Origin of the sequence: Bacillus sp. RZ2MS9 (genome assembly GCF_001816185.2) — a bacterium.
In the GTDB taxonomy this organism is placed as follows: Bacteria; Bacillota; Bacilli; order Bacillales; family Bacillaceae_G; genus Bacillus_A; species Bacillus_A cereus.
This window is the reverse complement of sequence record NZ_CP049978.1, coordinates 721,611-733,320: the sequence shown is the minus strand read 5'-3', so window position 1 is coordinate 733,320 and position 11,710 is coordinate 721,611. Positions and strand designations below refer to the sequence as shown.

Below are 11,710 nucleotides of genomic sequence, written 5' to 3'. Positions count from 1 at the left end.
ATAACGTGAATTGTTAACTTTTAAAAGAATCTTCTGAATTTTCAGTGATGATAAACTAAAAAGAAAAAGCCATCCAAAAGATGACTTTTTCATTATTATAAAATAGTAATTGCTTGTTTTCCCATTTGCTCCCAAGCTTTCTCAAATTCTGCTCGCGGAACAGCCAAGCGCGGATTATTTTTAAGAGGATCATTTACATATACAAAGTTTTGATCATATCCAATTACTACTGCACTATGCTCATAATATGTAATTTTCACTTCGCCTGAACTCGTATTCCATGTTTCAAAACTACTTTCAGCTAGCGGCTTAAACGTCGTATTAATAATGACCCATACCGGAGAACCAGAACTAATTACTTTATACATATCTTGCATGTCTCTACCTGTTAAATTAATTACTTTTTCAGGAACATATTTTTCTGCTAAATCAAAGATTGGTTTATTGTATACACCATATCCAGGCTCTGCCTTTGTATAAATATTTCCCACAAATCCCTCGTAAGGATTTCCACGCAAACCATTTTGTTCAAATGGAACACGATGAATTTCGCTAGCAAGTTGCATCTTATCTACTTGTACACCTTTATATTGCAGCAACATAGCTAAACTTGTCACTTCACATCCTCGAGGTAATTCTGGTAATTGTTTAATAAACGGAACATCTTCAATCATAGCTGCTTCTTTCATTTCAGATAGAAACTCTAAGCGTAGAACTTGCGCCTTTTGCATGATTTTATCTTTTCCTATAAAAAATGCAGCAGCAAGTATAATCCCAAAAACAAAAAGATATTTTAACTTTTTCATTATAAACAAAACTCCATTAATTATTATTTTACAGACACAACTCTTATCATTGTACCCTTCTTCTTACTAGTTTGCTAGAAAGATCATGTGAATTATCGCTCATAGAATTAATTATAAAAATTCTAATTATTTTTAATAAAAAGAAAAATAAATATACATTTACAGAATATTTTGCTAAAATCAAAATTGTTAACATAGTGAAGATATCACCATGTTAACAAACATTCTTAGAGTATTTAGTCATAGTTCGTTTTTTACATACTCCATTCATTTCATAGCAAATAAACCGAGTGTGTTTTGCATCCCCCACTAATGATTAAAAACTCAGAATAAAACGAAGTTTACACATTCAAAAAAATACGGGGTGAGGGGCATATGAATCAACAAATTGAACAAACAGATTTAAAACGAACAATGAAAAGTAGACACCTATTTATGATTGCACTCGGCGGTGTTATCGGAACCGGGCTATTTATGGGATCTGGTCAAATCGTCCATAATGCCGGACCTGGTGGTGCTATTCTTGCATTTTTAGTCGGTGGATTTGTTATGTATTTAACGATGTTATGTCTTGGTGAATTATCCGTTGCTATGCCAGAAGCAGGTTCATTCCAAAGTTATGCAAGCAAATTCATTTCACCTGGTTTTGGATTTGTTGTCGGTTGGATGTATTGGTTAAATTGGGCTGTTACAGTTGGCGTAGAGTTAACAACTGTAAGTATTTTAATGAAACGCTGGTTTCCAGACGTTTCTTCCTGGATTTGGTGCGTTACATTTGCAGCAGCACTCTTCCTCGTAAACGCTTTATCAGCAAAAGCATATGCAGAAGCAGAGTTTTGGTTCGCAAGTGTAAAAGTCGCGACAATTGTCATTTTCATCGTGCTTGGTGGCGCTGTTATGTTCGGTCTACTAGACTTTAATGGAAAGCCAGCTCCAATGCTTCATAATTTCACTGAAAATGGCGGGCTATTTCCAAACGGTGCATTAGCTGTTCTTCTTACGATGATTACAGTAAATTACTCCTTCCAAGGAACAGAATTAATTGGAATCGCTTCAGGAGAAAGTGAAAATCCTGAAAAAACAATTCCAAAAGCAATAAAAAATACAATTTGGCGAACTCTCTTCTTCTTCGTCTTAGCGATATCAGTTGTTGTAGGTTTACTCCCATGGCAAGAGGCTAATCTAGTTGAAAGTCCCTTTGTACTTGTATTTGATGTAGCCGGTGTCCCATATGCAGCAGATATTATGAACTTTGTTATTATTACAGCTGTATTATCCGTTGCTAACTCTGGTCTATATGCAAATTCTCGTATGCTGTGGGCGATGGCAAAACAAGGAATGGCAAGCCCAGCATTTACGAAATTAACTAAAAAAGGTGTACCGCTAAATGCATTAATTTTCAGCCTAATTTTCGCTAGCCTGTCCTTACTAACAAGTGTATTTGCGGCAGATACTGTCTTTCTAGTTTTAACATCTATTGCAGCAATGGCTGCCGTTGTCGTTTGGATGTCAATCGCCGCTTCACAGTTTTTCTTCCGTAGAAATTTCGTGAAAAATGGTGGCGACATAAATGATTTAAAATATCGTACACCGCTCTATCCACTCGTTCCAATCGTAGCGTTCTCGCTCAATTTCATTACATTTGTTAGTTTGGCTTTCATTCCAGATCAAAGAATTGCTCTTTATTGCGGCATTCCATTTATGATTATTTGTTACATTTTATACCAAGTTAAATATAAAAAAATTGTCACACTTGAACAGCCACGAACTGTCACACAAGAAATAAACTAAATATAAAAAATATTCAGCTATCTTTCTTATCATAAGATAGCTTTTTTCTATTTCTTGGATATCCTGGTATAACTTTATTTATCTTAAAATTTTCACAATCACGTTTTTCTCTGGAAAATAGTTTACAATGTAATCAAGTTACAAATGATATTCACCTTAAAAAGTGTGCATTTGTGTCTATTTTTTAACAATATATCAAAAACTATTGCCTTCTATAAATTAATAGGTTTATATTGTTTTATTGGCATAGTTTCAATCCAAGGAGAAAGGAGATTTTCAATCGTGCAACTAAAGAAAGCGTTTTGGAAGTTGGCTTCGCTTCTTCCGTTATCATTACTTCTGTTCCTCGGTGGCTGTGATAAAAAACTCGCAGTATTAAATCCGCAAGGACCTGTTGCAAAAGCACAGTATGATTTAATTGTTTGGTCATTCTTGCTTATGTCATTAATTATCGCAATTGTATTCATCTTGTTTACAGTCATCTTGATTCGTTATCGTGAAAAACCAGAGAATATGGACTATGAGCCACCTGAACAACACGGTAACACATTATTAGAAATCATTTGGACGCTTGTTCCTGTTATTATCGTTATCGCATTATCGATTCCAACAGTAAAAGCAACTTATGCTTCGGAAGAGGTTCCGAAAGAGTCCGAACATATTAAACCAGTGGAGATTTATGTTACATCTGCAAACTGGAAATGGTTATTCAGTTACCCAGAGGAAAAAATTGAAACCGTTAACTATTTAAACATCCCAGCTGGTGTACCAATTCAATTCAAACTGACTTCTGTCGGCCCAATGAATGCTTTCTGGGTACCAGAACTTGGTGGTATGAAGTACACAATGGATGGCATGATTATGGACCTTTATTTACAAGCTGATAAGCCAGGTTCTTACCTAGGCCGTAGCGCGAACTTCTCTGGTGAAGGATTCACTCACATGGAGTTCGAAGTTGAAGCAAAAACTAAAGAGAAATATGACAAGTGGGTTAAAGAAGTACAAGAAACTGCTCCTAAACTAACAGAAGCTAAGTACAACGAAATTGTTAAACCTGGTGTAGTTGGTCGTATGACATTCTCTAGTCACCACTTAAGTTATGTAGATCCAAAATCACTTGAATATTGTGATTACAACTACTACAAAAACAAAAAATAATAGCTATAATTCCAACAGATTGGAGTGAACACAGTGAAGCTTGATGAATTCTTTGTCACAGGTGATCCGATTATTTACGGTGCAGACGCTTCTATCGTTCTTGTGACATTAGCAATCATTTTCGTACTAACAAAGTATAAAAAATGGAAATGGCTTTGGGACGAATGGTTAACAACTGTTGACCATAAAAAAATCGGAGCTATGTATATTATTTCTGCGGTTATCATGTTATTCCGTGGTGGTATGGATGGTTTAATGATCCGTGCACAATTAACATTCCCAGAAACAACTTATTTAAACGCTGAACACTATAACGGGATCTTTACAACACATGGTACAGTAATGATTCTTTTCATGGCAATGCCATTCGTTATGGGATTAATGAACCTTGTAGTACCATTACAAATTGGTGCTCGTGACGTTGCATATCCGTTCTTAAATGCTTTAAGTTTCTGGTTATTCTTTGTCGGAGCAATGTTATTCAACATCGCTTTCGTAATTGGTGGTTCTCCAGACGCTGGGTGGACTTCTTACTTCCCAATGGCAGGTACAGAGTTTACTTCGGGCGTAGGAAATAACTACTACGCAATTGCATTACAGATTTCAGGTCTCGGTACGCTAATGACCGGTATTAACTTCCTTGTTACTATCTTAAAAATGCGTACACCTGGTATGACTTTAATGAGAATGCCAATGTTTACTTGGTCAATCTTAATTACAACAATTATCATTATTTTCGCTTTCCCAGTATTAACAGTTGCTCTTGCATTAATGACATTTGACCGTCTATTCGATGCTCACTTCTTTACGATGGCGAGCGGCGGTATGCCGATGTTATGGGCCAACCTGTTCTGGGTATGGGGTCACCCTGAAGTATATATCGTTATTTTACCGGCATTCGGTATTTTCTCTGAAATCATTAGTACATTCTCACGTAAGCGTCTATTCGGTTACAGTGCGATGGTATACTCAATGGTTGCAATTTCTTTACTAAGTTTCGTCGTATGGCTTCACCACTTCTTCACGATGGGTGCAGGTCCAGCGGTTAACTCATTCTTCTCGATTTCGACAATGGCGATTTCGATTCCAACCGGGGTTAAGATCTTTAACTGGTTGTTTACACTGTATAAAGGACGTATTCGTTTTACAGTTCCAATGCTTTGGTCATTGGCATTTATTCCAAACTTCGTAGTCGGTGGGGTTACAGGGGTTATGCTTGGAATGGCAGCAGCTGATTATCAATACCATAACAGCTACTTCCTAATCGCTCACTTCCACTACGTATTAATCGCAGGTACAGTATTCGCTATGCTTGCTGGATTCACATTCTGGTATCCAAAAATGACTGGTCATATGTTAAATGAACGCCTAGGTAAATGGACATTCTGGATCTTTATGAGCGGATTCAACATCTGTTTCTTCCCAATGTACTTCTTAGGTTTAGACGGTATGACTCGTCGTATGTACACTTACTCTGAAAGTCTTGGATGGGGATGGCTAAATCAAATCGCATCTGTTGGTGCGGTAATGATGGGTATCGGCTTCCTACTTCTTTGCTACAACGTAATTTGGAGTGCACGTCACGGTGAACGTGACACAACTGGAGATCCATGGGATGGTCGCACACTTGAATGGGCAACTCACTCTCCTGTACAACATTACAACTTCGCGAAGCTTCCTGAAATTAAAGAAGCTGATGCTTTCTGGTACATGAAAAAACGCGGAGAAACAGTTACACCAGCAGCAGAAGATATCAAACCAATTCACATGCCAAGTAACTCTGGTGTGCCTATTATTGCGTCTGGATTCTTCGGTCTTGCAGGTTTCGCATTAGTATTTAGCTGGTTCTGGCTTGCAGCAATCGGTGGAGTTGGTATTTTAGCTTGCTTAATCTATCGTTCATTCGATTATGATGAAGGTTACTATATCAGTGTTGATGAAATTAAAAAAACAGAACATATAGCATGAGAGGTGAAATGACATGGCGGCTTTAGATAAAAGCTTACCTTTGGAATATCAATCCGAACAAAGCAGATTGAATATCCTAGGATTCTGGATTTTTCTTGGGGCTGAAATTATGCTGTTCGCAACACTTTTCGCCTCTTATCTAGTCCTTGCTGGTCGTACGGCAGATGGCCCAACACCAGCGCAACTGTTTGAACTTAAAACGCTTTTAATTCAAACATTACTACTTTTAACAAGTAGTTTCACATGTGGTATCGTAATTCACGAAATGCGTAAGCACAACCAAAAAGCGATGCTTGGATGGTTCGTCCTTACATTACTTTTAGGTGCAGGTTTCCTATTCTTCGAGATTGAAGAATTCATTATGTATATTGGTGAAGGTGCAACAATTCAAACAAGTGCCTTCTTATCTGGATTCTTCGTTCTTCTTGGAACGCATGGAGCCCACGTAACAGGCGGTATCATTTGGGCAATTTGTGTTATTATCCAAATTTTAAAACGAGGTTTAACACCAGTTACAGCTCGTAAAGTATTCATTATCAGCTTATACTGGCATTTCCTCGATCTTGTTTGGGTCTTTATTTACACACTAGTTTACTTGAACGGGATGGTGGCGTAAATGGGTCAAAATAACAACCAAGCAAACGGACATGCGCATAGCGGATTCCCTTGGTCACACGTTTTCGGATTTATTTTATCGCTTGCATTAACGTTTCTAGCGTTATACGTGGCACTTTACACAACATTGCCACTTTCAACAGTCTTAACAACTATTATCATAATGGCTGTTGCGCAAGCATTGTTACAATTAATTATGTTCATGCATTTAAAAGAAGGAGAAGGAAGAGTTCAAATTCTTACAATGATATACAGTTTCTTCGTTGCAACTGCAACAGTTGGTTTAACTGTATGGATCTTCTTCTCAATGTAATGTACATGAAAAAGACTGCTGAGATTCCTCAGCAGTCTTTTTTTATCCCCTCCCCTATTACATCCACATTACGGAATTAACAACAGAATCATGAAAAATATACTTATTATGACAAATGTTAAGAAAAATCTTTCTTTATGAAATCGAATCCATATGCGTTGCTTTTCTACCTATTATATGGCTAAATAGGTACTATATTTATTTGAAGGGAGAGAACGCAATGGAACATCATACTTCTGTTCTATCACTTATGGTTGTCGTTGCAATCGCGTTTTTCGTTCCCCTTTTGTTACAACGCTTTAAATTAAAAGCACTTCCTGTTGTCGTTGCAGAAATTATTGCAGGAATCTTTGTAGGTAAAAGTGGGTTTAATATTATTGAGCCAGATATATGGCTTCAAGTTTTATCAACATTAGGATTTATCTTCCTCATGTTCTTAAGCGGTTTAGAAATTGATTTTTCTATCTTTAAACAAAAAGGGAAAAAAAATACGACAAACGAGCCAAATACATTTCAAGTAGCAAGCATTATCTTCTTATTTATTTTCATCTTATCTTATGCCCTATCATTACTATTCGTATGGCTAGGATTTGTAGATAATGCAATGTTCATGACTTTAATTATTTCAACTATTTCTTTAGGTGTTGTTGTACCAACATTAAAAGAAAACAACCTAGGAAAAACTGCAATCGGACAAATCATTTTATTAGTTGCTGTTATCGCAGACTTAGTTACAATGATTTTACTCGCTGTTTTCGTCGGATTAAATTCCGAAAGCGGTCAAAGTATGTGGCTCTTACTTATTCTATTCGGTGCCGGTATTGTCATTTACTTTATTGCAAAACGCTTTAAAAACATTCCATACTTAGATAGTTTAAAAGCTGGTAGTGTACAAATTGATACACGAGCTGTTTTTGCACTCATTTTAATCTTAGTTGGGTTATCGGAATCTGTTGGAGCAGAAAATATTTTAGGTGCCTTCTTAGCAGGTGTACTTGTATCGTTATTATCACCAAATGAAGATATGGTGGAAAAACTTGATTCTATCGGCTATGGTTTCTTCATCCCTATTTTCTTCGTAATGGTTGGTGTAAATCTAGAGGTGTGGTCTATTTTCAAAGAACCTTCTAGCATGCTAATGATTCCAATCTTAATTGTAGGACTCTTTATTTCGAAACTCTTACCATCACTCGTCTTAAGAAAATGGTATCCACGTAATATCGTACTTGGAAGTGCAATCTTATTAACATCGACACTTTCTTTAGTTATTGCGGCTGCACAAATTGGTGAAAAACTGGAGATCATCAGTCCAAGTTTATCTGCCTCTCTTATTTTAAGCGCAGTTATTACTTGTATTTTTGCACCTATATTGTTTAAAAAAATGTTCCCAAAAGTAGAAACACCAAAACCAAAAGTAGCTATTATTGGCGCGAGCAGAATTACCCTTCCGTTATCACTAGATTTAAAACGAGAAGATTATGACGTAACGCTATATATGATGCGTCAAAACAAAATAAATGATGAAGAAGCGAAATCACATGACTTCCCTATCGTGAAATTAGATGACATCACAATCGCATCATTAACTGAACAAACAGCATTTAATGCAGATCGCGTCGTTGTTGCAACAAGCGATGATGAACAAAACTTATTATTGGCAGAACATGCAAAAGAGCTAGGTGTTGAACATGTTATTGCAAGTGTAGAAGATCCACTTCTACAAGAAAAAGCAACGCAAGAACATATCGCTGTATTCTCAACAATTAACTCTACACGTATTTTATTACGTGCACTTATTGATAAACCTAGTCTCGTTCGCTTAATTACAACAGCAAACGAAACAGTACGTGAAGTTGAACTGCGCAGCAATAAATATAACGGCGTTGCGCTTCGCCGCCTCCCGTTTTTAGGTGATGTACTTGTCATTCAAATCTACCGCGGTAACAAAGCATTAATACCACATGGTGATACAAGACTACAACACGGTGACACATTACTTGTAACAGGTTCAAAAGAACATATCGATACACTAAAAAACATATTAGAGTAAAAAAATGCCCCTCACATAATTGAGGGGCATTTTTTTAACTTCATATGGTAAAATGTTACTATCACATATTATGAGGATGGATCACATTATGTCTATTGTAACTTTAGCTCTTTTATTATTAGCAGAAATACTCGTTGCCATTATTCTCATCGGTGTTAGTATTGAGATTTGTAGTTACGGATGGAAAAAATCGAATGGAATAAAATATTCTTGCCTCCTACTTTCACTCCTTCTCGGAACTGCTAGCATACTCGGACTTCTCGCCGCACCTGCTTATTTCTTTATACAATTAACAGAAAAGGCCTTATAAGAAAGGATGTTAATATGATTATCGTGAAAAATATTGAGGGATCTGAAACTTACGTATTACGTCAAAAAATTTTACGCCCCAATCAAACATTAGCAGATTGTAAATATCCTTCCGATTATGAAACAGACACCTTCCACTTAGGCGCATTTATAAACGATGAACTAATTAGTATCGCTTCCTTCTCAAAAGAAATATACCCTGACCTACCAGCCGGTATTCATTATCGTCTACGAGGAATGGCCACATTACCTGAGTTTCGAAACAACCACGCTGGAAGCTCCTTAATTCAGAATGCAGAACAAATCTTACAAGAGCGTCAAGCAAATATGTTATGGTGTAATGGCCGAATTACTGTAACTGACTATTACAAGCGATTAGGCTTTCAGGAGCATGGTGAAATTTTTGAAATTGAACCAATTGGCCTTCATAAAGTTTTGTATAAAAAGATATAAGAAAAGCTTTCCTCAATACGGGAAAGCCTTTCTTATATTTCAATCTTCTCTTTTTATTTTTTTCATATATATGTATATAAACAAACTAGGAACTAAAAAACAAGCAAACATAATAAGTCCTGTCATACTAATTTCCTTTATCGAAATATCTGGTGTTACAACGATACAAATAGCTAAAATCCCAATAATAATACCCACCGGAATGAATAATAGCTTCATAAAATAACGACGCGACACTCCGCCCGTATGCTCATACACTTCCACTGAATTTTTCAGATTTAAAAAGTTAATAATTATTATCCCGCCCATAAATACCATTAATAAATCCGAAACACTTTCATATCCTGCCCCTTGCAAGACATAGCGGTAAAAGACGATAGCTAGTATGACGATATTTTGTAAGATGAAAGCTAATCTAATATGTTTTAACCCTTCAATCATTAAACGTTCATCTTTCACGATTTTCATCCTACCACTCCTTTTCCTCCCAAAATAAATCATTCAACGTTTTATCTACTGCATAACAAATTTTTAAACATAAATCTAAAGATGGATTGTATTTCCCCTTCTCAATTAAACTAATCGTTTGCCTTGTAACGCCTACTTTTTCTGCTAATTGTTGCTGTGTTAAATCTAACTGAACACGCGCGACTTTTATTTTACTTACAGCCATTCATGTTCCTCCTCTATCTATATAGTAACATATATATTCCATTAAGTAATTTATATTTTACAAAACCAATTAAGTTTTCATCTTATCCCGATTGGTGCGGGCTAATACACAGTGGGGATATCCCCTACTGCCCATAGCTTCACTTTATTATACACAAAAAGGGAGCCTCCCATAAGAAGGCCCTCTCCTATATTTATATTATAAGAATAAATGACATCCAAATAAGAATGCAAATAAGTATAGTAATGGATGTACTTCCATCCCTTTACCCTTCACAATTTTCAAGACTGGATATACTAAAAATCCAATTGCGATTCCATTTGCAATACTAGATGTTAACGGAATACCTATAAAAATTAAAAATGCTGGTAACGCATCTTCAAATTCATTCCAATTAATATCTCGAATGCTTTGTGCCATTAAACTACCTACTATAATTAATGAAGGAGCTGTAATAGCGGCTACACTTGATAAAGAAGCAATAACAGGACTAAAAAATGCCGTTATAATTGTTAGACCAACAACTACAATCCCTGTTAATCCAGTTTTACCACCTGCAGCAATACCTGCTGACGATTCAATCGTCGCTGCTGTTGGGCTTGTTCCAAAGATAGAACCTGTAGTCCCGCCAATTGCATCCGCAATAAACGCTTTACCAAAACGCTTCTCTGTATCGTCTGTAATTAAACCTGCTTGTTTAATTAAACCGAGTAATGCACCTGTTGTATCGAATAAAAGTACAAGTAAAAATGAAAATACAACGCCGTATAATCCGTATTCAATTACATCTGAAAAGGCATTGATTGGGTTTGAAACGATGATACCCTCTGGTAAATGAGGCATCGCCACAATTTTATCAGCAAACTTCAATTGCCCTGTAAAGAAGGCAATAATTCCTGTCACAATCATACTAATAAATAATGCACCGCTCACACGCAATGTCATTAATACCGCCGCTAATATTAAACCAATTAAAGTTAAAATAACAGCTGGAGAATGAAAATCACCAATCGTAACTAAATTAGACGGATGATCCACGATAATTCCAGAAAGGCGCAATCCAATAAAAGCAATAAATAGTCCAATTCCACCTGCAATTGCATGCTTTAAACTATCAGGAATTGCTAAAATTAACTTTTGCCTAAACGAAGTAAAAGATAATAAAAGAAAAATAATCCCCGTTACAAATACAGCTGAAAAGGCAACTACATATGTAATCCCTTCTGCCTTCTGTACAACAGAATAAGCAAAATATGCATTCATTCCCATAGCTGGAGCAATAACAATCGGGTAATTCGCGAAAATCGCCATACCTACTGTTCCAACAACGGTTGCAATAATTGTTGCTGTAAACGCTTGGTCAAATGGTACACCTGCATCAGATAATATTTTTGGATTGATGACAAGAATATACGCAAATGTAAAAAAAGTTGTGATGCCAGCTAAAAACTCTTGCTTCACAGAAGTGTTATATTTTTGTAATTGAAACATGCTTATGTACCCTTCCTACACCTGAATTATTATCACACATTCTTTTTCTTACTAGTATGTGAGAAAATATAATACTTAATCTT

The 11,710-nt window shown here is 36.2% G+C and carries 12 protein-coding genes; 8 read left to right on the top strand and 4 right to left on the bottom strand.

Annotation, left to right across the window (positions count from 1 at the left end):
- Positions 1-95: 95 nt before the first annotated feature.
- Entirely contained in the window at positions 96-806 is a 711-nt protein-coding gene (locus BHV55_RS03680; protein ID WP_070758184.1) for a C39 family peptidase, read from the bottom strand.
- 375 nt (positions 807-1,181) lie between these two features.
- On the opposite strand from BHV55_RS03680, the gene BHV55_RS03675 reads away from it, so the two are divergent.
- The 8 genes from BHV55_RS03675 to BHV55_RS03640 all read left to right on the top strand — a co-directional run bounded on the left by BHV55_RS03675 (position 1,182) and on the right by BHV55_RS03640 (position 9,463).
- The gene (locus BHV55_RS03675) at positions 1,182-2,597 is read left to right on the top strand and encodes an amino acid permease (RefSeq protein WP_001075749.1); all 1,416 of its coding nucleotides are present in this window, start codon (positions 1,182-1,184) and stop codon (positions 2,595-2,597) included.
- Between the two features lie 282 nt (positions 2,598-2,879).
- A complete protein-coding gene (locus tag BHV55_RS03670; protein ID WP_001176162.1) occupies positions 2,880-3,755 on the top strand; it encodes a cytochrome aa3 quinol oxidase subunit II in 876 nt (291 codons plus the stop codon).
- Between the two features lie 33 nt (positions 3,756-3,788).
- The gene (gene qoxB, locus BHV55_RS03665; protein ID WP_000762367.1) at positions 3,789-5,723 is read left to right on the top strand and encodes a cytochrome aa3 quinol oxidase subunit I; all 1,935 of its coding nucleotides are present in this window, start codon (positions 3,789-3,791) and stop codon (positions 5,721-5,723) included.
- Between the two features lie 13 nt (positions 5,724-5,736).
- Entirely contained in the window at positions 5,737-6,339 is a 603-nt protein-coding gene (gene qoxC / locus BHV55_RS03660) for a cytochrome aa3 quinol oxidase subunit III (RefSeq protein ID WP_000729317.1), read from the top strand.
- Positions 6,340-6,651, top strand: coding sequence for a cytochrome aa3 quinol oxidase subunit IV (gene qoxD, locus BHV55_RS03655; protein ID WP_000531386.1), 312 nt, complete (start codon positions 6,340-6,342; stop codon positions 6,649-6,651).
- A gap of 220 nt (positions 6,652-6,871) precedes the next feature.
- Positions 6,872-8,701, top strand: a complete 1,830-nt coding sequence (locus BHV55_RS03650; RefSeq protein WP_070758186.1) for a monovalent cation:proton antiporter family protein — start codon at positions 6,872-6,874, stop codon at positions 8,699-8,701.
- A gap of 52 nt (positions 8,702-8,753) precedes the next feature.
- The gene (locus BHV55_RS03645; RefSeq protein WP_044129536.1) at positions 8,754-9,011 is read left to right on the top strand and encodes a DUF4022 family protein; all 258 of its coding nucleotides are present in this window, start codon (positions 8,754-8,756) and stop codon (positions 9,009-9,011) included.
- Positions 9,012-9,025: 14 nt separating this feature from the next.
- Entirely contained in the window at positions 9,026-9,463 is a 438-nt protein-coding gene (locus BHV55_RS03640) for a GNAT family N-acetyltransferase (protein WP_000587680.1), read from the top strand.
- Positions 9,464-9,502: 39 nt separating this feature from the next.
- Here the strand turns inward: BHV55_RS03640 and BHV55_RS03635 are convergent, their stop codons facing one another.
- The 3 genes from BHV55_RS03635 to BHV55_RS03625 all read right to left on the bottom strand — a co-directional run bounded on the left by BHV55_RS03635 (position 9,503) and on the right by BHV55_RS03625 (position 11,627).
- Positions 9,503-9,931 carry a hypothetical protein gene (locus tag BHV55_RS03635; RefSeq protein ID WP_000706629.1) on the bottom strand — a complete coding sequence of 143 codons (429 nt, stop codon included), beginning with the start codon at positions 9,929-9,931 and terminating at the stop codon, positions 9,503-9,505.
- A gap of 1 nt (position 9,932) precedes the next feature.
- Complete coding sequence (locus tag BHV55_RS03630; RefSeq protein WP_000301183.1) at positions 9,933-10,136, bottom strand: helix-turn-helix transcriptional regulator; 204 nt, start codon at positions 10,134-10,136, stop codon at positions 9,933-9,935.
- A gap of 198 nt (positions 10,137-10,334) precedes the next feature.
- A complete protein-coding gene (locus BHV55_RS03625; RefSeq protein ID WP_070758188.1) occupies positions 10,335-11,627 on the bottom strand; it encodes an NCS2 family permease in 1,293 nt (430 codons plus the stop codon).
- Positions 11,628-11,710 lie beyond the last annotated feature (83 nt).

Excerpts from the sequence above, each read along its gene's own strand:
- BHV55_RS03680 (WP_070758184.1), bottom strand. The coding sequence starts at position 806 with ATGAAAAAGTTAAAATATCTTTTTGTTTTTGGGATTATACTTGCTGCT.
- BHV55_RS03675 (WP_001075749.1), top strand. The coding sequence starts at position 1,182 with ATGAATCAACAAATTGAACAAACAGATTTAAAACGAACAATGAAAAGT.
- qoxC (WP_000729317.1), top strand. The coding sequence starts at position 5,737 with ATGGCGGCTTTAGATAAAAGCTTACCTTTGGAATATCAATCCGAACAA.
- qoxD (WP_000531386.1), top strand. The coding sequence starts at position 6,340 with ATGGGTCAAAATAACAACCAAGCAAACGGACATGCGCATAGCGGATTC.
- BHV55_RS03650 (WP_070758186.1), top strand. The coding sequence starts at position 6,872 with ATGGAACATCATACTTCTGTTCTATCACTTATGGTTGTCGTTGCAATC.
- BHV55_RS03645 (WP_044129536.1), top strand. The coding sequence starts at position 8,754 with ATGTTACTATCACATATTATGAGGATGGATCACATTATGTCTATTGTA.
- BHV55_RS03640 (WP_000587680.1), top strand. The coding sequence starts at position 9,026 with ATGATTATCGTGAAAAATATTGAGGGATCTGAAACTTACGTATTACGT.
- BHV55_RS03635 (WP_000706629.1), bottom strand. The coding sequence starts at position 9,931 with ATGAAAATCGTGAAAGATGAACGTTTAATGATTGAAGGGTTAAAACAT.
- BHV55_RS03630 (WP_000301183.1), bottom strand. The coding sequence starts at position 10,136 with ATGGCTGTAAGTAAAATAAAAGTCGCGCGTGTTCAGTTAGATTTAACA.
- BHV55_RS03625 (WP_070758188.1), bottom strand. The coding sequence starts at position 11,627 with ATGTTTCAATTACAAAAATATAACACTTCTGTGAAGCAAGAGTTTTTA.